The following is a 21,253-nucleotide window of genomic DNA, read 5'->3' on the forward strand; positions in this document are numbered from 1 at the left end:
AGGCGTGATCGATATCAACGAGTCCGTGATGCAGGTCCTTCTGGCGTTCATCGTGGTCGGTCCGCTCCTCGGAGCCGTCGCCGCCCTCCTGCCCGCCCCGCCCGGGCTGAAGGGGAAGTCGCCCGAGCAGGCCGTGCTGCGGCACGGTGTGACCGTGACCGGCGCGATCCTCGTGGCCGCGATCGTCCTCGCGGTCGGCTTCGACCACGACCATCCGTCGAAGATGCAGGCCACGACCGACATCAGCTGGATCCCCGCACTCGACGTGCGCATCCACCTCGGCATCGACGGCATCTCCCTCCCCCTCCTGGTCCTGTCGGCGCTGCTGACCTTCCTCTGCGCGCTCTACTCGTACTTCAAGCTGCCCGCGGGACCGACTCCGAAGGCCTTCGTCGCACTGCTGCTCGTCCTGGAGGCCGGCACCCTCGCGACCTTCGCCGTCCTCGACCTGCTGTTGTTCTTCCTCGCCTTCGAGATGGTCCTCATCCCGATGTACTTCCTCATCGCCCGCTGGGGCGGAGAGGGGCGGACCCGGGCCGCCTGGCGGTTCATCGTCTACACGCTGCTCGGTTCGGTCGTCATGCTGCTGGGCCTGCTCCTGATCGGAATCAAGGCGGGCACGTTCGACATGGTGGCACTCGCCACTGACAACGGCCGGTCCCTGACCGCATCCGTGCAGGTCATCGCCGTTCTGGCGATCGGGATCGGGCTCGCGGTGAAGACGCCGATGTGGCCGCTGCACAGCTGGCTGCCCGACGCCCACACCGCCGCGCCGACCGTCGGCTCGGTCCTGCTGGCCGGCGTCATGCTGAAGATGGGAACGTACGGTTTCGTCCGGATTCTCCTGCCGATCGCGCCCGACGGCTTCCGTGACTTCGCGCCCTACCTCGCCGCCTTCGCCGTCGTCGGGATCATCTACGGGTCCCTGGCCTGCCTGGCCCTCGCCAAGCAGGGCGCGAAGGGCGATCTCAAGCGGCTGATCGCCTACTCCTCCGTCGGCCACATGGGCTTCGTCCTGCTCGGCATCGCGACCATGACGCCCACCGGCGTGAACGGCGCCCTGTTCGCCAACATCGCCCACGGCCTCATCACCGGCCTGCTGTTCTTCCTGGTCGGCGCGTTGAAGGACCGCACCGGCACCACCGACCTCGACGCCCTCGCCAAGGAGGCCGGCGCCGCGCTCTACGGCAAGGCGCCGCGCCTCGGCGGGCTGCTCGCCTTCGGCGCTGTCGCCTCGCTCGGCCTGCCCGGCCTCGCCGGGTTCTGGGGCGAGATGCTGGCGCTGTTCGGAGCGTTCCGGCCCGCCGACGACCTCAGCCGCCCCGCCTTCCTCACCTTCATGGCGATCGGCGCGTTCGGCACGCTGCTCACGGCCGCGTACATGCTGATCGTGGTCCGCCGCGTCTGCATGGGCGCCGTACCGCAGGAAGCCCCGAAGCTCGTCGACGTCCACGCTTACGAGTTCGCTGCCTGGACCCCGCTCGTCGCCCTCACCGTCGCCGCCGGTCTCTGGCCGAAGGCCCTGCTCGGTCTGACCGATCCGGCCGTGCAGCAGCTCCTCGCAGGAGGCACCCGATGAGCTCCCTGGCCTCTTCGGCCCAGCCGCTGGCCGCGAACCTCGTCCAGTCCGTCGACTGGCTCGCCATCGCGCCGCCCACCATCGCGGCGGTCGTCGGACTCGTCGCCCTGGTCGCCGATCTGTTCGTCGGCGACAAGAAGAAGTTCCTCCTCGGCTGGCTGTCGGTCGCGGGCCTCACCGCCGCCACGCTCATGCTGCTGCCCCTCCTGGACGGCGACCGCTCCACCTTCTGCCTGACCGGCACTCCCGACGTGTGCAGCTACACGGCCGACCGCTTCACGCTCGTCCTCCAACTCCTCGTCCTGGGCGGTGCCCTCCTCACGGCCCTGCTGTCGGTCACCGCCCTCAAGGACGCCGACAAGGGACTCCCCGAAGGGGAGTACTGGTTCCTGCTGCTGTCCTCCGCGGCCGGAGCCGCCCTCCTGCCGGCCTCCCGAGACCTGGCCACTCTGATCGTCGCCCTGGAGGTCGCCTCCCTGCCCGCCTTCGCGCTCGTCGGCCTGAGGCACGGTGACAAGAAGTCCTCAGAGGCGGCCCTGAAGTTCTTCCTGTCCTCGGTCACCGCGACCGCGGTCAGCCTCATGGGCGTCAGCTTCGTCTACGCCACCACCGGCACCCTCTACCTCACGCAGATCGCCGAACGCATCCAGGACGTCGACGGCCAGCTGCACACCCTCGCCCAGACCGGTGTGGTCCTCACCCTCATCGGCTTCGCCTTCAAGACGGCCGCCGTCCCGTTCCACTTCTGGGTGCCGGACACCTACGTGGGAGCACCCCTCCCGATCGCCGCCTATCTGTCGGTCGTCGGCAAGGCGGTCGGCTTCTCCGGCCTGATCCTTGTCACGGTCGTCGCCCTCCCGTCGTACGCCGACGTCTGGGGCCCCGCCCTCGCGGCCCTGGCCGCCCTCACCATGACCGTCGGCAACGTCGGCGCCCTCCGGCAGCAGGCCACGCGCGCGTACAGCGCCGTACGGCTGCTCGCCTGGTCGTCCGTCGGGCAGGCCGGCTACCTCCTCGTACCGATCGCCGCCGCCGCGTACTCCGACGACGCCGAGCGGTCGGTCGGCTCCACGCTCGCGTACGCCCTCATGTACGCCGCCGTGAACCTCGGCGCCTTCGCCGTGGCCGCCCTGGTGGGCCGCACGCAGCTGCTCAACCGCCTCGTCGACTACCGCGGCCTGTACGCGTCGAACCCCCTCGCGGCCCTCCTCCTGGCGTTCTTCCTGCTCTGCCTGGCAGGTCTGCCGCCGGGCATCATCGGCCTGTTCGCCAAGGTCACCGTCTTCTCCGCGGCCGTCGACGCGGGGCTGGGCTGGCTCGCCGTCGTCATGGCGGTCAACGTCGTGATCGCGCTGTTCTACTACCTCCAGTGGACGGCCCTGCTGTTCCGGGCGCCCGAGGGCGAGCCCGTGAAGCACCGTGTGCCCGCGCCCCTCACCGCCACGATCGCCCTGACCGGCGTCATTGGCATCGCCCTCTCCGGAGCGCCTCAGCTGGTCCTGCGCTTCGCCGACACCGGTCTGTTCTGAGCATCCTCGCCGGTCATCACCCGGACGGCCGACGTGGGCAGCCGTACGCACAAGGGAACTAGTGGCCCTCGCCTGGCGTTGAGCAGATCGGGAGGGTCCACTGGACGTGACGCCACGACACCAGTGACACGGCAGATCGACAAGGCAGATCAGCAAGCAAAGGGTTCCCCCTGCTGCACGACTTGGAGGGCGTACCGTGCACCGCCGGCACAACGGGCTCAGGACCGCAGTACTCCTCGGGGGACTGTCCGCACTCATCATCGTCATCGGCAGCTTGTTCGGCCGGATGGGGCTCGTAGTAGCAGTCGTGATCGCCCTGGGCACCAACGCTTACGCGTACTGGAACAGCGACAAGCTGGCTCTACGCGCGATGCGCGCCCGTCCGGTCAGCGAGTTCGAGGCGCCCGGCCTGTACCGCATGGTCCGCGAACTCTCCACCCAGGCCCGCCAGCCGATGCCCCGCCTGTACATCTCCCCGACGGAAGCGCCCAACGCCTTCGCCACCGGCCGCAACCCGCGCAACGCCGCCGTGTGCTGCACGGACGGCATCCTGCGCCTCCTGGACGAGCGCGAGCTGCGCGGAGTGATCGGCCACGAGCTCAGCCACGTCTACAACCGCGACATCCTGATCTCCTCGGTCGCGGGCGCCCTCGCCTCCGTGATCATGTTCCTGGTCAACTTCGCCTGGCTGATCCCGATCGGCCGCTCGGACGACGACGACGGCCCGGGTCTCCTCGGCATGCTGCTGATCATGATCCTGGGGCCGCTCGCGGCCAGCCTCATCCAGCTGGCCATCAGCCGCTCCAGGGAGTACGAGGCCGACGCGTCCGGCGCCCAGCTCACCGGTGACCCGCTCGCCCTCGCCAGCGCGCTGCGGAAGCTCGAAACGGGCACCAAGCAGCTTCCGTTGCCCCCCGAGCCGCGCATCGAGACCGCGAGCCACATGATGATCGCGAACCCCTTCCGCCCTGGCCAGGGACTGTCCAAAATGTTCTCGACACACCCGCCGATGGCGGAGCGCATCGCCCGGCTCGAGAAGATGGCAGGTCCCCCACAGTGAAAACCATCCTGAACCTCATATGGCTCGTCCTGAGCGGCTTCTGGCTCTTCCTCGGCTACCTGGCCGCGGGCGTGCTGCTGTGCATCACGATCATCGGCATCCCGTTCGGCGTAGCGGCCTTCCGTATCGGCGTCTACGCCCTGTGGCCCTTCGGATACACCACGGTCGAGCGCCGTGACGCGGGCGCGCCGTCCTTCGTGGTCAACGTGCTCTGGCTGGTTCTCGCCGGCTGGTGGCTGGCCATCGGCCACATCGTCACCGGCATCGTGCTGTGCGTGACGATCATCGGTATCCCGTTCGGCATCGCCAACTTCAAGCTGATTCCGGTCTCGTTGTTCCCGCTGGGACGCGAGATCGTGCCCACGGACCAGCCGTTCGCCGCGCGCTGACAGGCGGACCGTAGGGGTGGGGAAGCCGAAGTACCTGTTGCTGTCGTACGACCGACGTGCCGAGTACGAGGGCGAGGAAGGCTACGAGGAGACGTGGGCCCTGTGCCAGGACGCCGCCGACCTCTTCGCCGACCCGCCTCCCCCCACACGCGGTACGTACGAACTCCTCGGCTGTGCACCGGAGGGCCGACTGTCGGCGGCCCTCACCGGTGCGCGAGCCGAGGGTTCGGCACCGCTCGGCATCCTCACCCTGGAGATCCTCGACAAGTCCGGTACGGCGGTCGGCGAGTGGTACCTGGAGGACGCGCGCGTCCTGGGCGACCGCGCCTGTGCCCGTGATCTGACGCTGCGGGACATCACGGTCGAGGCCATCGAGTCCGACGACAATTCCTGGGGATACCCGCAGTGTCCTCCACTGTCCCCGGGCTACCGACTGCTCGACGCCACCGGCGAACGGCTCGGCACCTGCCGAGACCTGGCCCGCATCGGCCTGGACGGGGACGAACCCCTGGAACCCCCGCTGCGGCTGCTGGGCTGCGCACCCCGAGGCACCCTGCGTGCGGCGCTGGACAGCGGTGAGGAGGACCTCGGCCACGCGAAGGTCGTGCGCGTCGACTCCTCCGGCCGCCCCGTGCAGGCCGCCGCCGAGGGCGAGGTGCGGGCATGGATACCCTCCGCCCGCGGCTCGGGTCTGGTCGATCTCACTCTCGACCTGTGGTCGGAGCGGCCGCCTCTCGCGGCGCGGGAGGTATGGGAGCTGTGGGGGGAGGGCCGGCCGACCGAGCCCAACCGTTGGGCGCGGATCGACACCGCCGCGCGCGACTTCTGGCTGGACACCGCCAGGGAGAACCACCCCCACGGTGGTCCGGATCGGCCCGCCGGCACGACCTACCACCTCGACGGCCGTCACATCACCGACCGCCCCGGCTTCTTCTGTGCCCTCGGAGAGGCGGTCAATGGCCCCGGCGGCTACTTCGGCTGGGGCCTCGACGCCCTGGCGGACTGCCTCTGCGGTCGCTGGGGCGCCACACCGCCGCTCACCCTCGTCTGGCACGACGCCGATGTGGCCCGAGCCTGCTTGGACGCCCCGGCTGCCACTGCGACAGCTGCCGCTTCCACTCCTGCCACCGCTGGGCAGGCGGGCCACGGTCGCTCGCTGGTTTTCGAGGAACTCCTCGCGTTCCTGGCCGAGAAGAACGTCGAGGTCCGCCTCGCCTGACACCTTGCGCCGACGCAGTTGTCCACAGGCAGGATCCGTGGCATGCCGAGGTTGTCCACAGGCCCGAGCGATTGTCGGTGGCACCTTGCATCATGAATGCATGACCGAGAGCGAGCAGTTGCTGACACAGGTGGCGGCCAAGGCGCGCAACACCCGTCCCTGGGGCTGGACTTCACTCCCCGAGCCGGTGGACACCACCACCCTGGCCCGCGCCGAGTCCGCCCTGGGCTTCCCTCTGCCCGCGCTCCTCGCCGAGCTCTACGTCCGGATAGGAGACGGCGGATTCGGCCCGGAGTACGGCCTGCTGCCCCTGCTGGACAGTCTCCCCTCCGGTGAGCCCGCCGCCGTGGCGCAGTACCTCGCCAACCGCGAGAGCGGCCGCAAGGACCCCGACTGGCCCTGGCCCGCGGGTGTGTTGCCGATATCCCACTGGGGCTGCGCCATGTACGCGTGCGTCGACTGCCACAGCCCGCGCAACCCCGTCCTACTTTTCGAGCCGAACGCCGACGACGCCGACCACGCCTGGTTCGTGGACGCCCCCACCCTCGCGGACTGGCTCCGCACCTGGACGGACGGCACCGGTTGGTACGAGGAGACGAACGAGGACCTGGAAATGGCTCCGTGGACCGACTTCCGCATACGTACGGCGTTCACGCAGGCGTCCTGACACAAGCACGACCACCGCCCCGACGCTCCTCAGCCGGGTTGGCCCTTCCGCCCTGCCAACCTCCGCCGCACCACATAAGCCACCACACCCACACCCACACCCACACCCAGAACCCCAGCCCCCACGACCACCGAGACCCCTGGCAGCGCGCATGCCAGGACCACGCAGCCGAGCAGACCCACCGCCGGCACCACCCGGGCAGCGGGAGCCATGCCGGCACCGATCATCGAACCCGGCCCGATGACCACGGCGTCGCCCACGCCCAGGGTGCGCCGCAGTTCTGCGCCGGAAGGTGTCATGCGGCGCACGTCACTGATCGCTGCAACCGGTGAGTGCGGCCGTGTCGTCCTCTTCATCAACACGGGACGAACACTCACCCGTAGCGCCACGCACCAACACCGCCGGTGGCGACCAAGATCACAGGCTTGGGACGGCACGGGCACAGCTCGGAAGGGCAGGTTCACGGCATGAGCATCATCAGCTGGATCATCCTCGGCCTCTTGGCCGGAGCCATCGCCAAGTTCCTGCTGCCGGGACGTGACCCGGGCGGCTTCATCGGTACGACCCTGATCGGCGTCGCGGGCGCGTTCACCGGTGGCTGGATATCGGCCCGCTGGCTGGACCACCCGATCTCCCAGAGCTTCTACGACGGTGCCACCTGGGCGGCGGCGATCGGCGGCTCGTTCGTCCTGCTGGTGGCCTATCGCATCCTGTTCGGCAACTCACGCAACTGAGCACCCCGACCCCCGAACCGCAGCCAGCAGTACGGAGGGGCGGGCACCCGGTCACCTCCGGGTCCCCGCCCCTCCCAGCGGCCCAGCGCTTCTTCCGGGCACCACGTTCCAGCTACCGGTAGTTCACGAACTGCAACGCGAAGTCGAAGTCCTTGCCCTTCAGCAGGGCGATGACGGCCTGGAGGTCGTCGCGGCTCTTGGAGCTGACCCGCAGCTCGTCACCCTGCACCTGGGCCTTGATGCCCTTGGGACCCTCATCCCGGATGATCTTCGCCACCTTCTTCGCGTTGTCCTGGGAGATGCCCTCCTCGATCGACGCGAAGATCTTGTACTCCTTGCCGGACAGCTGCGGCTCACCGGCGTCCAGCGCCTTCAGCGAGATCCCGCGCTTGATCAGCTTGGACTGGAAGACGTCGAGGACGGCCTTCACCCGGTCCTCGGAGTTCGCCTCCATCAGGATCTTGTCGCCGGACCACGAGATCGAGGCACCCACACCCTTGAAGTCGTAGCGCTGCGAGATCTCCTTGGCGGCCTGGTTGAGGGCGTTGTCGACCTCCTGCCGCTCGACCTTCGAGACGATGTCGAAACTGGAGTCGGCCATGTCCTGTGGCTCCTTGTATCGGGTGCGTATCGGCGTGCGTACGGGTCCGTATCGGCGTGCGTGGGGGCGGCCGCCGAGCCCGGCACTACCCGGGCCGCATCCGGACAAGCCTAGCCACCCCCTGCCCCCCGAGCGCAGATCAATCGGGTGGCGAAGCACCCCTCCCTATCGGGTATTGTTTACGTCGTTGCCACAGAGGCCCGCCGAAAAGCGGTTCGAAGGGCAACAACCCCCGGCGGTGTGCCCGAGCGGCCAAAGGGAGCAGACTGTAAATCTGCCGGCTCAGCCTTCCCAGGTTCGAATCCTGGCGCCGCCACTTTGGGGAAGACCCCCTCCCTCTGCGGAAACGCAGGGGGAGGGGGTCTCTTCGTGTGTGGCCTATGTGGCCCATGCGGCGTACGGGTCGGCCGCTCCCGGGTCCGTGCGGGGCACACTGTCCCCATGTCCACGCGCCGCAGACACTGCCCCGAATGCCGCCGCGAGATCGCCGTCGTCGCCGGTCGCTTCGCTCGCCATGATCCGCCCGGCGCGCGGGGGAGCGGAGACCTGGTCTCGTGTCCCGGGTCCCGCAGGCAGGCGGAACTCGGGGCCGCGCAACCGGCGCTGGACGGGTATGTCGTCCCCGAGTTCCCCGGGCAACTGCCCCTGTTTTAAAGGGATCGGAAGGACCAGAAGGGACCAGAAGGGATTCAGAGGCGCGGCAAGGAACACACCGACAAGAAACTCACGCGTCGGAAGCCGCAGCCCGCACATCCATCCGCGTCACCAGCCCGTCTCCGCCGAACCGGTACACGTGCTCGACCGTCCCGGCCCAGTGATCGTCCTCCGCGTCCCGCATTCCCAGCCGGACGGTGGCCACCACCGCGTCGCCGTCGTCGGGCCGTAGCGCCTCCAGTCGCACGAGGGGATGCCCGGCCGCGAACTGACGGGCCCAGTAGGCCCGTACCGCCTCGCGGCCGTGGAGCCGGACTCCGTCCAGGACGTTCGGCCAGTCCACGTCGGGAGCCAGGCAGTGCGGGACGAAGGTGTCGCGCTCGTCGGTGGAGAAGACCTCGTACATGCGCCGCAGCAGCGCCTCTCGCGCGGCCGGAACCCCCTCGGCGGCCAACGTCAGTTTCCCGCCACCGACTTGACCGCCACCGAGACCGGCGTCGACCCGCTCACCAGCTCCAGGACCAGCCCGGCCGTCGCGGGCGTGTCCAGCAACTCCACCAGTACGGCCGCCACGTCGTCGCGAGGGATGGGGCCGCGGCCCGTGTGCGCCTCCAGACGGACGAGGCCCTGGCCGGCGTCGTCCGTCAGGGCGCCGGGGCGCAGGATCGTCCAGTCCAGGGCGTCCAGGCCCCTCACGTACGCGTCGGCCTCGCCCTTGGCCCGCAGATAGACGTCGAAGATCTCGCGGCCCTCGTGCTTCGGGTCCGCGCCCATGGAGGACACGACCAGGAAGCGCCGTACGCCCGCCCGTACCGCCGCGTCCGCGAAGAGCACCGCCGCGGCCTTGTCCACCGTGTCCTTGCGGGCCGCGCCGCTGCCCGGACCGGCACCCGCGGCGAACACCGCCGCGTCCGCGCCCCGCAGTCGCTCCGCGACCTCCTCGACCGAGGCCGACTCCAGGTCGAGCAGCACCGGTTCGGCACCGACCTCCCGGAGGTCGTCGCCCTGTTCGGCGCGGCGGATGATCCCCGCGACCTCGTCCCCGCGCGCGGCGAGCAGCCGCTCCAGCCGCAGCGCGATCTGACCATGACCACCAGCGATGACAATGCGCATGCCTTCGACCGTACGCCCGGCCGACCGCATCCGCCGCACAACTCCGGCCACGCCTCACAGGCGCAGCCCAAGACCGCGAGCTACGACACCTGGCCCCGCCCTTGCCTGGGCAACCCCAACTCGGCCGCCACAGCGGAGTCGCAGTACTCCCGCACCGCGCTGGTCCGCGCCACCACGCGCCCTCGGTGCACCACGATCCGGCTGTACGCCAGGGACAGCGCCCCCGCCAGCCGGTCACCGCGTACGGCCAGCAGTTCGGCCGGGAAGCCCGCCTCTACGCGGACCTCCGGCAGGCCCAGGACGGCGCGCGCCGAGGCGCTCACCGCGTCGTAGGCGTCCTCGGGACGCAGGCCGTGGCGGGAGGCCAGCAGGTAGGCCGCCTCCAGGGGGTCCCCGCGACCCACGGGATTGGAGACGTCCCGCAGGGCGCCGCTCCCGGCGGCCACCCGCACACCGGCCGCGCGCAACAGCCGTACCGGAGCCGTGTCCCGGCGTTCGACGCCGCCGCAGCCGCCCTGGGGCACGCACACCACGGTGACGCCGGCGGCGGCGAACTGGTCGGCGGTGCGGGAGGCCACCTCGGTGGGCAGACGGCCGAGACCGCCGCACGGGGCGAGCGTCACACCGGGACGCAGCCCCCCGGCCATCGCCGCGATCCGGGCCAGCCGGGCCGGCTCGGTGGCGTCGGTGTGCAGGTCGACGGGGCAGCCGTGCTCGGAGGCGACCTCCAGGACCGCCTGCACATAGCCCGTCGGGTCAGGGTCCAGATCCGGGCACCCGCCCACCACGGACGCACCCATCTTCACCGCGTCCCGCAGTATCGCGAGCCCGTCGGCACCGGCCACCCCGGTCAGCATCCTCGGCACCGCCACCGTCGTCAGCTCCGTGAGCCCGCGCAGAGAACGCCGCGCCTGGAGGACGGCGGCCAGCGCGCCGAGCCCCTGGACGTCGCCCACCCGCACATGGGCGCGCACGGCGGTCGCCCCGTGGCCGAGCTGGAGCAGGGCGGCCTCCGTGGCCCTGCGCTGGACGTCCCTGGGGTCGTAGGAGACCGGTCCGTCCTCGTCGGCCGACAGGGCGGTGTCACCGTGCGTGTGCGGCTCGGCCGGAGCCGGCAGGAGCAGATAGCCGCCGAGGTCCACCCGCGCGCCGCACGCGCGCGTGCCGCCCGCCGCGAGACTCCCGGCCGTCCCGACGGCCTCGATGCGCCCACCGCTCAGCCGTACGTCCACGGTCCGGCCGTCGGTGAGCCGCGCCCCGCAGAGCAGCAGCCCGGCCCCCTCGGACCGCCCCGACGAGGAGTCGGAAGAAGAACCGGACGAGGAACCGGAGGAGGAGTGGGGCGGCTGCGGCTGACTGTCGGGCATCGCGCTCCAGAGGCTCGGGGGCTGCGCAAGCTCGGAGACCGCGCAAAGGGGACACAAGATCACGCAGAGTGAGTCGAGCCTAGGGTGGCGCCACGCTCACGACAGGGAGGAGCGCAATAGTCGTACCGGTGTGGTCCGCCGTGCGGGAGAGGCCTCCGTGGCCGGTGGGAGAGGCGCGGATCAGGGCTGGACGAGGGCCGCGAAACGGATTTGGGTGAACGGCGGCGGACCGTGTAATGTCTTCATCGCTCGCCCCAATAGCTCAGTCGGTAGAGCGTCTCCATGGTAAGGAGAAGGTCTACGGTTCGATTCCGTATTGGGGCTCTGGTGTGAGAGGTCCCCGCCGCGAGGCGGGGCCCGATCGCATCACAGCGGTGTAGCTCAGTCGGTAGAGCAAGCGGCTCATAATCGCTGTGTCACCGGTTCAAGTCCGGTCACCGCTACTGACAGTAGCCGATTGTGGGGTCGGTCCTTCGATCGGCTACTCTTCTGTGCGTTAATCGTTCAACTGTCCCATCCGTTCGTCAAGGAGCACTCCTGTGGCTGCCACCGACGTCCGCCCGAAGATCACGCTGGCCTGCGTGGAGTGCAAGGAGCGGAACTACATCACCAAGAAGAACCGGCGTAACAACCCGGACCGACTGGAGATGAAGAAGCACTGCCCGCGTTGCAAGGCGCACACCGCGCACCGCGAAACGCGATAAAACAGGCTCGTACTCGAGGCCGCCCCCGCAGTTCGGGGGGCGGCCTCGCGTCGTTTCGACCGCTTCAGCGAACGTTCGTTATCGACACCAGGAGGTACCGGGCCCATGGCGCTCGACCAGTCCTTCGTGGGGCGGACCTACCCGCCCACCGACCCCTATGAGGTGGGCCGGGAGAAGATCCGTGAGTTCGCGGAGGCCGTGGGGGACGCGAACCCGGCGTACACGGACCCCGATGCCGCCAAGGCGCTCGGTCACCCCGATGTGATCGCTCCGCCGACCTTCGTCTTCGCGATCACCTTCAAGGCGGCCGGCCAGGTCATCCAGGACCCGCAACTCGGCCTGGACTACAGCCGCGTGGTGCACGGCGACCAGAAGTTCTCCTACGTCCGCCCGGTGCGCGCGGGCGACCGCCTCACCGTCACCTCGACCATCGAGGCCATCAAGTCCCTGGCGGGCAACGACATCCTGGACATCCGCGGCGAGGTCCACGACGAGGCCGGCGAGCACGTCGTGACCGCCTGGACCAAGCTGGTCGCCCGCGCGGCCGAGGAGGCGTGAGCGATCCCATGACGGCGAAGATCTCCTACTCCGACGTCGAGGTCGGCACCGAACTGCCCGCCCAGACCTTCACCGTGACCCGCGCCACCCTCGTCCGGTACGCGGGCGCCTCCGGTGACTTCAACCCGATCCACTGGAACGAGAAGTTCGCCAGGGAAGTGGGTCTCCCGGACGTCATCGCCCACGGCATGTTCACCATGGCCGAGGCGATCCGCGTGGTCACCGACTGGACCGGCGACCCGGGCGCCGTCGTCGAGTACGGCGTCCGCTTCACCAAGCCCGTCGTCGTCCCGAACGACGACGAGGGCGCCACCGTCGAGGTGAGCGGCAAGATCGGCGCCAAGCTCGACGACCACACGGTTCGCGTCGACCTCACGGCCACCAGCGCGGGCCAGAAGATCCTGGGCATGTCCCGAGCGGTCGTCCGGCTGGCCTGACCGCCACACAAGGATTCGACGTAAGGGGCGCCCTCAATAGAGGGCGCCCCTTACGCGCCTTCCCGTACACCGGAACTCGGTGGCCGCCAGCGAGCCCCTTGACGGAGTTAGTGATTGAGTACTAACTTCCTCGCATGGTCAGGATGAGCGCAGAGGAGAGGCGCGAGAGCGTCATCGACGCGGCGATGAGGGAGTTCGCCCGCGGCGGTTACCACGGGACCTCGACCGAGGTGATCGCCAAGCGCGTCGGTGTCTCGCAGCCGTATCTCTTCCGGCTCTTCCCGGGCAAGAAGGCGATCTTCCTCGCCGCTGCAGGGCGCTGCGTGGAGGAGACCATCCGCATCTTCGCGGAGGCCGCCGCGGGGCTGGAGGGCGAAGAGGCCCTGCACGCCATGGCGAACGCGTACACCAAGGTCATCGCCGAGCGGCCCCAGCTGCTGATGATGCAGATGCAGATGTACGTCGCGGTGGGGGCCGCCGAGCAGGACGGCGACAGCGAGTTCGGCGAGGAGGTGCGCAGGGGCTGGATGCGGTTGTGGGACACCGTCCACCTGCCGCTCGGCGCCGACATCGACGACACGACGACCTTCCTGGCGTACGGCATGCTCGTCAACTGCCTGGTGGCCATGGGGTTTCCGCCTGAGCACCGGGTCTGGGAGGGGCTGTACCCGTCGGCGCGCATCAAGGGCCGACTGGAGAAGTAACGACAGCAGGCATCACCCAAGGCGCTTCTCCATGACATTCTCCGTGATCGCGAAACTTAGTGACCAATAACTAATTAACTCATCAACTGTTCGACTGTTGGGGGAGCGATGACACAGCAAGTCGCACGGACCGCACGTCACGGGGGAGCCGTCTGGGCCCTCGTCATCACCAGCGTCGCCGGATTCATGGCGGCGCTCGACAACCTCGTCGTCACCACGGCGCTGCCCGCCATCCGCGAGGACCTCGGCGGGGACCTGCACGACCTGGAATGGACGGTGAGCGCGTACACCCTCACCTTCGCCGTCCTCCTCATGACCGGCGCGGCACTGGGCGACCGCTTCGGCTGTCGCAGACTCTTCCTCGTGGGCCTGACGGTCTTCACCGGAGCGTCGGCCGCCGCGGCCCTGGCGCCGGGCATCGACAGCCTCATAGCCGCCCGAGCGGTCCAGGGCGTGGGGGCGGCCATCATGATGCCCCTGACCCTCACCCTCCTCACGGCGGCCGTTCCCGCCGCCAAGCGCGGGATGGCGTACGGCATCTGGGGCGCCGTCAACGGACTCGCCGTGGCCTCCGGGCCCCTCATCGGCGGCAGCCTCACCGAGCACATCTCCTGGCAGTGGATCTTCTGGCTGAACGTCCCGCTCGGCCTGATCCTCCTCCCGCTCGCCCGCCTCCGCCTCGCCGAGTCCCACGGCACCGGCGCCCGGCTCGACATCCCCGGCACCCTGCTCGCCAGCGGCGGCCTCTTCGGGATCGTCTACGGCCTGGTCCGCGGCCCCGCCGACGGCTGGACCAGCACGTTCGTCCTGCTGGCGCTGTTCACCGGGGCGGCCCTGCTCGTGGCCTTCGTCCTCTACAGCACGCGGGCCAAGTACCCCATGCTTCCGATGCGGCTCTTCCGCTCCCGTGCCTTCTCCGGGATCAACGCGGCCAGCCTGCTGATGTTCCTCGGCATGTTCGGCTCGATCTTCCTGCTCAGCCAGTACATGCAGGGCGTTCTCGGCTACTCGCCCACCGAGGCGGGGCTGCGCATGCTGCCCTGGACCGGCATGCCGATGCTCGTCGCCCCGATCGCCGGCATCCTCTCCGACCGCATCGGCGGCCGCCCCGTCGTCGCCACGGGCCTCTTCCTCCAGGCCGCGGGTCTCGGCTATATGGCCGCCGTCGTCACCACCGACGCCTCCTACGTCATCCAGCTTCCCGGCCTCATCATCAGCGGCATCGGCATGGCCCTCTTCTTCGCCCCCGCCTCCAACCTCGTCATGTCCAGCGTCGTCCCCGCCGAACAGGGCATCGCCTCCGGCGCCAACAACGCCCTCCGCGAGGTCGGAGGCGCCCTCGGTATCGCCGTCATGGCCTCCATCTTCTCCGCGCAAGGTGGTTACGAGACGGGTCAGTCCTTCGTCGACGGGTTGCGTCCCGCGCTCGTCACTGGCAGCGCGGTGGTGGGTGTCGCGGGGGTTGCGGCCCTCCTCATCCCCTCCCGGAAGCGGAGTGTTCCCACCGGGGGGCCGGTCCCTGCCCCCGAGTCCCCCCGGTCCCTGGAAACGATCGCCGGCTGAACGTCGGGTCGTGTGTCGTCTGCGGGTGCGTGGGGGCTGGTCGCGCAGTTCCCCGCGCCCCTAAAAGAAGGCGCCCGCAGTCGCCGTGGGGTGGGCTGTGCGGGTTTCGCCGTCTGGGGTGCCTTGTTCGGTCGTATGGCGGGTGCGGGTGTGTGGGGGCTGGTCGCGCAGTTCCCCGCGCCCCTTAGGTAGGGAAAGCCGCCCTCGGGCATGAGGCACCCTCCGGGCCTTGGGCGCTGTGGCCGCCCACGGCGGTAAGGGGTCGGGGCGGGGGGTGTCCGCCCGCAGCGTCCGGCGTCCAACACGCAGCACAGCTAGAAGACACAGCACCGCCGGACCGAGGACGGAGACCCCCCGCCCCGGCCCCGACCCACCCACCGGACAAGAGGCGCTACATCCGCCCCCACCGGACCCGCACAGCGCGCCGCAGGCACCCCGTACGCTTGGCCCCGTGCAGGTACGACACAACGCCCCCCTCGCCCCGCTGACCACCTTCCGCCTGGGCGGCCCCGCCACCCGGCTGGTGACCGCGACGACCGACGCGGAGGTCATCGAGACCGTCCGCGAGGCCGACAGCACAGGCACCCCCCTGCTGATCATCGGCGGCGGCTCCAACCTGGTCATCGGAGACAAGGGCTTCGGGGGCACCGCCCTGCGCATCGCCACCCGCGGCACAGAACTCACCGGCACCCACCTGGAACTGGCCGCCGGCGAGGTATGGACCGACGCGGTCGCCCGCACCGTAGAGACCGGACTCGCCGGGATCGAGTGCCTCGCCGGCATCCCCGGCTCCGCGGGCGCGACCCCCATCCAGAACGTGGGAGCGTATGGCCAGGAGGTGTCCTCCACCATCACCGAGGTCATCGCCTACGACCGCCACACCGGCGAAACGCTCACCCTCACCAACGACGAGTGCGCCTTCTCCTACCGCCACAGCCGCTTCAAGGAAGACCCCACCCGCCACGTAGTCCTCCGCGTCCGCTTCGCGCTGGAGGACGCCGACGGCCTCTCCGCCCCCATCAAGTACGCCGAGACGGCAAGAGCCCTCGGCGTGGAGCCCGGCGACCGCGTCCCCCTCGCCACCGCCCGCGAGACCGTCCTGAAGCTGCGCGCAGGAAAGGGCATGGTCCTGGACCCGGAGGACCACGACACCTGGTCGGCCGGCTCCTTCTTCACCAACCCGATCCTGACGGACGAGCAGTTCACCGCATTCCGGGAACGAGTGGAGCACCACCTCGGCGCAGAGGCCGAGCCCCCCGCCTACCCCGCGGGAGAGGGCCGCACCAAGACCTCCGCGGCCTGGCTCATCGACAAGGCCGGCTTCACCAAGGGCTACGGCACCGGCCCCGCCCGCATCTCCACCAAGCACACCCTCGCCCTCACCAACCGCGGAGAGGCGACCACGGAGGACCTCCTCACCCTGGCCCGCGAGGTCGTGGCAGGGGTACGCGACACCTTCGGGGTCACGCTGGTCAACGAACCGGTGACGGTGGGCGTCAGCCTGTAGTCCGGAATCTCGAGCCTGTAGCCCGGAATCTCGTTTGCCGGGGGACCGGCGTGACCGCGACGCTGACCCCATGAAGACCAGGACCTCCGCATGCGTCTGAGCCTCACCGAGTTCAGACCCCGCACAGGCCCCCACGAACACCGGATAGTCCAGCCCCGCCACCCCCTGCGCCACACCTCGCTGAGCGCCCCGGAACCCATCGGCCTGCTCCTCGGCGACCACGACGGACTGAACCGGCTGGCCGGCCTGTGCTCCTTCGCCGCCTACTCACGCCACACGATCGTCCATGTGCCGCTGAGGGACGGGGTCCCGCCGGACGAGGGCTGGGGGCAGCGAGTCGACCTCGTCCTGGCGCACCACTCGTACGGGCTACGCCCCAGCGCCTGGCCCGCGCTGCGCCGCACGCTCAAAGCCGGCACCCCCCTGTCCGCACGGACCGACGAGGCGCGTACGGACGCGGACGCCGCGGCCTGGCTCCGGCGGAGCGAGCACGCGGACTTCCGGGACGAGCTGCGGCACGCCACCCACGCCCGCACGCTCTTCCTGTTCGGCAGCCGGGAGTCCTTCGCCCAGGTGGCCGCGACCTTCGCGTACGCGGCGGGCTGGGGACCGCGGCAGAAGGGTGTCGCCAAGGGGCACATGGCGAGGGTGACGGGCATCTGGGGACTGACGCAGCCGCCCGGCGGCGGGCACCCCTACGAGATCGAGGTCTGCTTCAAGCCCTATCCGCCCTACGCCCACTTCAAGAGACCGGGCCACTGAGCCACTCGTCCACGCCGGCCAGCAGCTTCGCCTTGGTCTCCTCCGGCGCCGCCGACGCCCGTACCGACTGCCGGGCCAGTTCGGCCAGTTCCCGGTCGGTGAAGCCGTGGTACTCGCGGGCGATGTCGTACTGGGCGGCCAGCCGTGAGCCGAAGAGCAGCGGGTCGTCCGCGCCCAGGGCCATCGGCACGCCCGCCTCGAAGAGCGTCCGCAGCGGGACGTCCTCCGGCTTCTCGTAGACTCCCAGGGCCACGTTCGACGACGGGCACACCTCGCACGTCACCCCCCGGTCCGCGAGCCGCTTGAGCAGCCGTGGATCCTCGGCCGCCCGCACGCCGTGTCCGATCCGGTGCGCGTCGAGGTCGTCGAGGCAGTCCCGTACCGACGCCGGGCCGGTCAGCTCACCGCCGTGGGGTGCGGACAGCAGCCCGCCCTCCCGGGCGATGGCGAAGGCACGGTCGAAGTCCCGCGCCATGCCCCGGCGCTCGTCGTTGGACAGCCCGAAGCCGACCACGCCCCGGTCCGCGTACCGCACCGCGAGCCGGGCCAGCGTCCGCGCGTCCAGCGGATGCTTCATCCGGTTCGCGGCCACCAGGACCCGCATCCCGAGCCCGGTCTCCCGCGAGGTCGTCTCCACGGCGTCCAGGATGATCTCCAGGGCCGGGATCAGCCCTCCGAGCCGTGGCGCGTACGACGTCGGATCGACCTGGATCTCCAGCCAGCCGGAGCCGTCCCGGACGTCCTCCTCCGCGGCCTCCTGCACAAGGCGTCGGATGTCCTCGGGCTCCCGCAGGCACGAGCGCGCCGCGTCGTACAGCCGCTGGAAGCGGAACCAGCCCCGTTCGTCCGTGGCCCGCAGGCTCGGCGGCTCCCCACTGGTGAGGGCCTCCGTCAGCGCCTCCGGCAGGCGCACGCCGTACTTGTCGGCCAGTTCCAGGACGGTCGCCGGCCGCATCGACCCGGTGAAGTGCAGGTGCAGATGGGCTTTGGGCAGCTCAGAGACATCACGTACACGCTCCATTCCAGGATCCTGCCGTACGTCACTGTCGTCCCGGAAGTGGATTCCCCGAACGTGGTCTTGATCGCACATACGACGGGGGCGGTTCCCGGTACCGGGAACCGCCCCCATGGGACAAGCGGACGTCAGCCCCGCGCCTCCGCCAGCAGCTTCTGGATCCGCGAGACACCCTCGACCAGGTCCTCGTCGCCCAGCGCGTACGACAGACGCAGATACCCCGGCGTACCGAAGGCCTCACCGGGGACGACCGCGACCTCGGCCTCCTCCAGGATCAGCGCGGCCAGCTCGACCGAGTCCTGCGGGCGGCGGCCGCGGATCTCCTTGCCGAGCAGGGCCTTCACCGAGGGGTAGGCGTAGAAGGCGCCCTCGGGCTCGGGGCAGAGCACGCCGTCGATCTCGTTGAGCATCCGCACGATGGTCTTGCGGCGGCGGTCGAAGGCCTCCCGCATCCTCGCCACGGCCTCCAGGTCACCGGAGACGGCGGCCAGGGCGGCGACCTGCGCCACGTTGGAGACGTTGGAGGTCGCGTGCGACTGGAGGTTCGTCGCGGCCTTCACGACGTCCTTCGGGCCGATGATCCAGCCGACCCGCCAGCCGGTCATGGCGTACGTCTTCGCGACGCCGTTGACCACGATGCACTTGTCGCGCAGCTCCGGCAGGATCGCGGGCAGCGAGGTGAAGGTGGCGTCGCCGTAGACCAGGTGCTCGTAGATCTCGTCGGTCATCACCCACAGGCCGTGCTCCACGGCCCAGCGGCCGATCGCCTCGGCGTCCTCGGCGCTGTAGACCGCGCCGGTCGGGTTGGAGGGGGAGACGAAGAGCACGACCTTCGTCTTCTCCGTGCGAGCCGCCTCCAGCTGCTCCACCGAGACCCGGTAGCCGGTCGTCTCGTCCGCGACGACGTCCACCGGCACACCGCCGGCCAGGCGGATCGACTCCGGGTACGTCGTCCAGTACGGCGCCGGGACGATGACCTCGTCGCCCGGGTCGAGGATCGCGGCGAAGGCCTCGTAGATGGCCTGCTTGCCGCCGTTGGTGACCAGGATCTGCGACGGGTCGACCTCGTAGTTCGAGTCGCGCAGCGTCTTCGCGGCGATCGCGGCCTTCAGCTCGGGCAGACCACCCGCCGGCGTGTAGCGGTGGTACTTCGGGTTCTTGCAGGCCTCGACGGCCGCCTCGACGATGTAGTCCGGGGTCGGGAAGTCGGGCTCACCGGCGCCGAAGCCGATCACCGGCCGCCCGGCGGCCTTCAGTGCCTTGGCCTTGGCGTCCACGGCGAGGGTGGCGGACTCGGAGATCGCGCCGACTCGGGCGGAGACCCGGCGCTCGGTGGGAGGGGTTGCAGGGCTCATGGGGCCCATCGTTTCAGACCGGAAACTTCCCCGGCACGCGGGTTTCACAGACTGAACAACCGCTGAACAACCGTCCGGATTCGGGCCTCACGCAGGGCGATCTTCCGCGGACAACGCCCCTACGGGCACTTTCTGTTCGACGGGGCGCTCGTGAGCACGTACACTCTCACCTCGTTGGCCTTCAGCGGGCTGCGCTCAACCGGTGCACACCGAGCACCCGGTCGGATGCGGTACGTTGGGGAACACACAAAGGGTCGTAGCTCAATTGGTAGAGCACTGGTCTCCAAAACCAGCGGTTGGGGGTTCAAGTCCCTCCGGCCCTGCTACACACACCTTCGCCAGGATGTGTGCGCATGTACGTACAGTAATGCAACGCCGTGCGGCTCAGACCGGGCGCGGCACGGCCACGACCCGGGAACAGGTGAGGACGAATGGCGGACGCCGTGGGCTCCATCGACACGCCTGATGCCCAGGACGAGGCGCCCGAGTCCAGTAAGAAGACTCGTAAGGGCGGCAAGCGAGCCAAGAAGGGCCCGCTCAAGCGTCTTGCGCTGTTCTACAGGCAGATCGTCGCGGAACTCCGCAAGGTGGTCTGGCCGACGCGCAGTCAGCTGACGACGTACACGACCGTCGTGATCATCTTCGTGATCGTCATGATCGGTCTGGTGACCGTGATTGACTATGGACTCGACCACGCCGCCAAGTACGTATTCGGCTGAGCACAGAGCGAAGGGCGCCGAGGGTTACCGGCGCCCCTTTTCGCATGTTCCACCCCTATGTATCCAGGAAGAAGCAGCCACCGTGTCTGACCAGAACCTGAACGACGCCGTCGAGCCGGACGAGTCCGTGTCCGTGGAAGACGAGCTCGACATCGTCGAGGGCGCCGACGAGGACCTGGACGAGGTCGAGGCTGCCGACGCCGAGGCGGGCGAGCCCGCCGAGGAAGCCGCTCTGCACGCCGAGAACGTCGAGGACGCAGACGAGTCCGCCGAGGCGGAGACCGACGCCGAGACCGAAGAAGCCGAGACCGACGCCGACGCCGAGACCGAAGAAGAGGTCGAGGAAGAGGAAGAGGCCGAGCCGGTCGACCCGATCGTCGCCCTGCGCGAGGAGCTGCGCACCCTCCCCGGCGAGTGGTACGTCATCCACACCTACGCCGGTTACGAGAACCGCGTGAAGACCAACCTCGAACAGCGTGCCGTCTCGCTGAACGTCGAGGACTTCATCTTCCAGGCCGAGGTGCCGCAGGAAGAGGTCGCGCAGATCAAGAACGGCGAGCGCAAGACCATCCGTCAGAACAAGCTCCCCGGCTACGTGCTGGTGCGCATGGACCTGACGAACGAGTCCTGGGGCGTCGTCCGTAACACGCCTGGTGTCACCGGCTTCGTGGGCAACGCCTACGACCCGTACCCGCTGACCCTGGACGAGATCGTCAAGATGCTCGCCCCGGAGGCCGAGGAGAAGGCCGCGCGTGAGGCCGCCGAAGCCGAGGGCAAGCCGGCTCCCGCCCGCAAGGTCGAGGTCCAGGTGCTGGACTTCGAGGTGGGCGACTCGGTCACCGTCACCGACGGCCCGTTCGCCACGCTCCAGGCGACCATCAACGAGATCAACGCCGACTCCAAGAAGGTCAAGGGCCTGGTGGAGATCTTCGGTCGCGAGACCCCGGTCGAGCTCAGCTTCGACCAGATCCAGAAGAACTAGCTCCTTCTGGAAGTAACGCTTCCGAGCAGGTCAGG

The 21,253-nt window shown here is 69.6% G+C and carries 23 protein-coding genes and 4 tRNA genes; 21 read left to right on the forward strand and 6 right to left on the reverse strand.

Going from position 1 to position 21,253, the window contains the following annotated elements; all coding sequences use genetic code 11:
- Nucleotides 1–4 precede the first annotated feature (4 nt).
- The 7 genes from SLINC_RS26655 (at nt 5) to SLINC_RS26685 (ending at nt 7,177) form a co-directional block, all read left to right on the forward strand.
- Nucleotides 5–1,579 carry an NADH-quinone oxidoreductase subunit M gene (locus SLINC_RS26655; RefSeq protein WP_067437868.1) on the forward strand — a complete coding sequence of 525 codons (1,575 nt, stop codon included), beginning with the start codon at nt 5–7 and terminating at the stop codon, nt 1,577–1,579.
- Complete coding sequence (locus SLINC_RS26660; protein WP_182449177.1) at nt 1,576–3,108, forward strand: NADH-quinone oxidoreductase subunit N; 1,533 nt, start codon at nt 1,576–1,578, stop codon at nt 3,106–3,108. The genes SLINC_RS26655 and SLINC_RS26660 overlap by 4 nt, the downstream gene beginning before the upstream one ends.
- A 196-nt stretch (nt 3,109–3,304) precedes the next feature.
- Entirely contained in the window at nt 3,305–4,168 is an 864-nt protein-coding gene (gene htpX, locus SLINC_RS26665) for a zinc metalloprotease HtpX (protein WP_067437870.1), read from the forward strand.
- On the forward strand, nt 4,165–4,557 hold the full coding sequence (locus SLINC_RS26670; RefSeq protein ID WP_067437872.1) for a YccF domain-containing protein: 393 nt from the start codon (nt 4,165–4,167) through the stop codon (nt 4,555–4,557). The genes htpX and SLINC_RS26670 overlap by 4 nt, the downstream gene beginning before the upstream one ends.
- A 16-nt stretch (nt 4,558–4,573) precedes the next feature.
- Nucleotides 4,574–5,776: a barstar family protein gene (locus SLINC_RS26675; protein WP_067437874.1), complete on the forward strand. Its 1,203-nt coding sequence runs from the start codon at nt 4,574–4,576 to the stop codon at nt 5,774–5,776.
- Nucleotides 5,777–5,876: 100 nt separating this feature from the next.
- Nucleotides 5,877–6,443, forward strand: a complete 567-nt coding sequence (locus tag SLINC_RS26680) for an SMI1/KNR4 family protein (protein WP_067437876.1) — start codon at nt 5,877–5,879, stop codon at nt 6,441–6,443.
- A 467-nt stretch (nt 6,444–6,910) separates the two neighbouring features.
- Nucleotides 6,911–7,177, forward strand: a complete 267-nt coding sequence (locus SLINC_RS26685; protein WP_067437878.1) for a GlsB/YeaQ/YmgE family stress response membrane protein — start codon at nt 6,911–6,913, stop codon at nt 7,175–7,177.
- A gap of 112 nt (nt 7,178–7,289) precedes the next feature.
- Here the strand turns inward: SLINC_RS26685 and SLINC_RS26690 are convergent, their stop codons facing one another.
- Nucleotides 7,290–7,778, reverse strand: a complete 489-nt coding sequence (locus tag SLINC_RS26690; protein WP_067437880.1) for a YajQ family cyclic di-GMP-binding protein — start codon at nt 7,776–7,778, stop codon at nt 7,290–7,292.
- A 234-nt stretch (nt 7,779–8,012) separates the two neighbouring features.
- On the opposite strand from SLINC_RS26690, the gene SLINC_RS26695 reads away from it, so the two are divergent.
- Nucleotides 8,013–8,094 (forward strand) — tRNA-Tyr (locus tag SLINC_RS26695).
- A gap of 125 nt (nt 8,095–8,219) precedes the next feature.
- Nucleotides 8,220–8,432 carry a hypothetical protein gene (locus tag SLINC_RS49470; protein ID WP_079164739.1) on the forward strand — a complete coding sequence of 71 codons (213 nt, stop codon included), beginning with the start codon at nt 8,220–8,222 and terminating at the stop codon, nt 8,430–8,432.
- A 70-nt stretch (nt 8,433–8,502) separates the two neighbouring features.
- Here SLINC_RS49470 and SLINC_RS26700 read toward each other — a convergent pair whose 3' ends face one another.
- The 3 genes from SLINC_RS26700 to SLINC_RS26710 form a co-directional block, all read right to left on the reverse strand.
- Nucleotides 8,503–8,886, reverse strand: coding sequence for a nuclear transport factor 2 family protein (locus SLINC_RS26700; protein ID WP_225988393.1), 384 nt, complete (start codon nt 8,884–8,886; stop codon nt 8,503–8,505).
- A gap of 2 nt (nt 8,887–8,888) precedes the next feature.
- Nucleotides 8,889–9,545, reverse strand: coding sequence for an NAD(P)H-binding protein (locus SLINC_RS26705; protein WP_067445733.1), 657 nt, complete (start codon nt 9,543–9,545; stop codon nt 8,889–8,891).
- A gap of 80 nt (nt 9,546–9,625) precedes the next feature.
- The gene (locus SLINC_RS26710) at nt 9,626–10,912 is read right to left on the reverse strand and encodes an amidohydrolase family protein (RefSeq protein ID WP_067437882.1); all 1,287 of its coding nucleotides are present in this window, start codon (nt 10,910–10,912) and stop codon (nt 9,626–9,628) included.
- A 251-nt stretch (nt 10,913–11,163) separates the two neighbouring features.
- Between SLINC_RS26710 and SLINC_RS26715 the strand changes: the two genes are divergently transcribed.
- The 9 genes from SLINC_RS26715 to SLINC_RS26755 all read left to right on the forward strand — a co-directional run bounded on the left by SLINC_RS26715 (nt 11,164) and on the right by SLINC_RS26755 (nt 17,147).
- Nucleotides 11,164–11,236, forward strand: a tRNA-Thr gene (locus tag SLINC_RS26715).
- Nucleotides 11,237–11,282: 46 nt separating this feature from the next.
- A tRNA-Met gene (locus tag SLINC_RS26720) sits at nt 11,283–11,355 on the forward strand.
- 96 nt (nt 11,356–11,451) lie between these two features.
- Entirely contained in the window at nt 11,452–11,616 is a 165-nt protein-coding gene (gene rpmG / locus SLINC_RS26725; protein ID WP_006347275.1) for a 50S ribosomal protein L33, read from the forward strand.
- Nucleotides 11,617–11,721: 105 nt separating this feature from the next.
- Nucleotides 11,722–12,174 carry a MaoC family dehydratase N-terminal domain-containing protein gene (locus SLINC_RS26730; RefSeq protein ID WP_067437884.1) on the forward strand — a complete coding sequence of 151 codons (453 nt, stop codon included), beginning with the start codon at nt 11,722–11,724 and terminating at the stop codon, nt 12,172–12,174.
- A gap of 8 nt (nt 12,175–12,182) precedes the next feature.
- Complete coding sequence (locus tag SLINC_RS26735; RefSeq protein ID WP_067437886.1) at nt 12,183–12,611, forward strand: MaoC family dehydratase; 429 nt, start codon at nt 12,183–12,185, stop codon at nt 12,609–12,611.
- 134 nt (nt 12,612–12,745) lie between these two features.
- Nucleotides 12,746–13,315, forward strand: coding sequence for a TetR/AcrR family transcriptional regulator (locus SLINC_RS26740; RefSeq protein WP_182449176.1), 570 nt, complete (start codon nt 12,746–12,748; stop codon nt 13,313–13,315).
- 108 nt (nt 13,316–13,423) lie between these two features.
- A complete protein-coding gene (locus SLINC_RS26745) occupies nt 13,424–14,878 on the forward strand; it encodes a DHA2 family efflux MFS transporter permease subunit (protein WP_067437888.1) in 1,455 nt (484 codons plus the stop codon).
- Nucleotides 14,879–15,329: 451 nt separating this feature from the next.
- The gene (locus tag SLINC_RS26750; protein ID WP_067437890.1) at nt 15,330–16,385 is read left to right on the forward strand and encodes a UDP-N-acetylmuramate dehydrogenase; all 1,056 of its coding nucleotides are present in this window, start codon (nt 15,330–15,332) and stop codon (nt 16,383–16,385) included.
- A gap of 90 nt (nt 16,386–16,475) precedes the next feature.
- Complete coding sequence (locus SLINC_RS26755; protein WP_067437892.1) at nt 16,476–17,147, forward strand: hypothetical protein; 672 nt, start codon at nt 16,476–16,478, stop codon at nt 17,145–17,147.
- Here the strand turns inward: SLINC_RS26755 and SLINC_RS26760 are convergent.
- Nucleotides 17,128–18,168 carry an adenosine deaminase gene (locus tag SLINC_RS26760; protein WP_067437894.1) on the reverse strand — a complete coding sequence of 347 codons (1,041 nt, stop codon included), beginning with the start codon at nt 18,166–18,168 and terminating at the stop codon, nt 17,128–17,130. The two genes, SLINC_RS26755 and SLINC_RS26760, sit on opposite strands and share 20 nt — an antisense overlap.
- A gap of 122 nt (nt 18,169–18,290) precedes the next feature.
- The gene (locus SLINC_RS26765; RefSeq protein WP_067437897.1) at nt 18,291–19,517 is read right to left on the reverse strand and encodes a pyridoxal phosphate-dependent aminotransferase; all 1,227 of its coding nucleotides are present in this window, start codon (nt 19,515–19,517) and stop codon (nt 18,291–18,293) included.
- 250 nt (nt 19,518–19,767) lie between these two features.
- Here SLINC_RS26765 and SLINC_RS26770 point away from each other — a divergent pair.
- The 3 genes from SLINC_RS26770 (at nt 19,768) to nusG (ending at nt 21,218) form a co-directional block, all read left to right on the forward strand.
- Nucleotides 19,768–19,840, forward strand: a tRNA-Trp gene (locus SLINC_RS26770).
- A 108-nt stretch (nt 19,841–19,948) separates the two neighbouring features.
- A complete protein-coding gene (gene secE / locus SLINC_RS26775; protein ID WP_067437899.1) occupies nt 19,949–20,236 on the forward strand; it encodes a preprotein translocase subunit SecE in 288 nt (95 codons plus the stop codon).
- Nucleotides 20,237–20,318: 82 nt separating this feature from the next.
- Nucleotides 20,319–21,218, forward strand: a complete 900-nt coding sequence (gene nusG, locus SLINC_RS26780; protein ID WP_067437901.1) for a transcription termination/antitermination protein NusG — start codon at nt 20,319–20,321, stop codon at nt 21,216–21,218.
- Nucleotides 21,219–21,253: the final 35 nt, after the last annotated feature.

The organism is Streptomyces lincolnensis (genome assembly GCF_001685355.1).
GTDB classification, from domain to species: domain Bacteria; phylum Actinomycetota; class Actinomycetes; order Streptomycetales; family Streptomycetaceae; genus Streptomyces; species Streptomyces lincolnensis.

Coding starts and splice junctions, on each gene's coding strand:
- SLINC_RS26660 (WP_182449177.1), top strand. CDS start 1,576: ATGAGCTCCCTGGCCTCTTCGGCCCAGCCGCTGGCCGCGAACCTCGTC.
- SLINC_RS26680 (WP_067437876.1), top strand. CDS start 5,877: ATGACCGAGAGCGAGCAGTTGCTGACACAGGTGGCGGCCAAGGCGCGC.
- SLINC_RS26685 (WP_067437878.1), top strand. CDS start 6,911: ATGAGCATCATCAGCTGGATCATCCTCGGCCTCTTGGCCGGAGCCATC.
- SLINC_RS26690 (WP_067437880.1), bottom strand. CDS start 7,778: ATGGCCGACTCCAGTTTCGACATCGTCTCGAAGGTCGAGCGGCAGGAG.
- SLINC_RS49470 (WP_079164739.1), top strand. CDS start 8,220: ATGTCCACGCGCCGCAGACACTGCCCCGAATGCCGCCGCGAGATCGCC.
- SLINC_RS26705 (WP_067445733.1), bottom strand. CDS start 9,545: ATGCGCATTGTCATCGCTGGTGGTCATGGTCAGATCGCGCTGCGGCTG.
- SLINC_RS26710 (WP_067437882.1), bottom strand. CDS start 10,912: ATGCCCGACAGTCAGCCGCAGCCGCCCCACTCCTCCTCCGGTTCCTCG.
- SLINC_RS26730 (WP_067437884.1), top strand. CDS start 11,722: ATGGCGCTCGACCAGTCCTTCGTGGGGCGGACCTACCCGCCCACCGAC.
- SLINC_RS26735 (WP_067437886.1), top strand. CDS start 12,183: ATGACGGCGAAGATCTCCTACTCCGACGTCGAGGTCGGCACCGAACTG.
- SLINC_RS26740 (WP_182449176.1), top strand. CDS start 12,746: ATGGTCAGGATGAGCGCAGAGGAGAGGCGCGAGAGCGTCATCGACGCG.
- SLINC_RS26745 (WP_067437888.1), top strand. CDS start 13,424: ATGACACAGCAAGTCGCACGGACCGCACGTCACGGGGGAGCCGTCTGG.
- SLINC_RS26755 (WP_067437892.1), top strand. CDS start 16,476: ATGCGTCTGAGCCTCACCGAGTTCAGACCCCGCACAGGCCCCCACGAA.
- SLINC_RS26760 (WP_067437894.1), bottom strand. CDS start 18,168: ATGGAGCGTGTACGTGATGTCTCTGAGCTGCCCAAAGCCCATCTGCAC.
- SLINC_RS26765 (WP_067437897.1), bottom strand. CDS start 19,517: ATGAGCCCTGCAACCCCTCCCACCGAGCGCCGGGTCTCCGCCCGAGTC.
- secE (WP_067437899.1), top strand. CDS start 19,949: ATGGCGGACGCCGTGGGCTCCATCGACACGCCTGATGCCCAGGACGAG.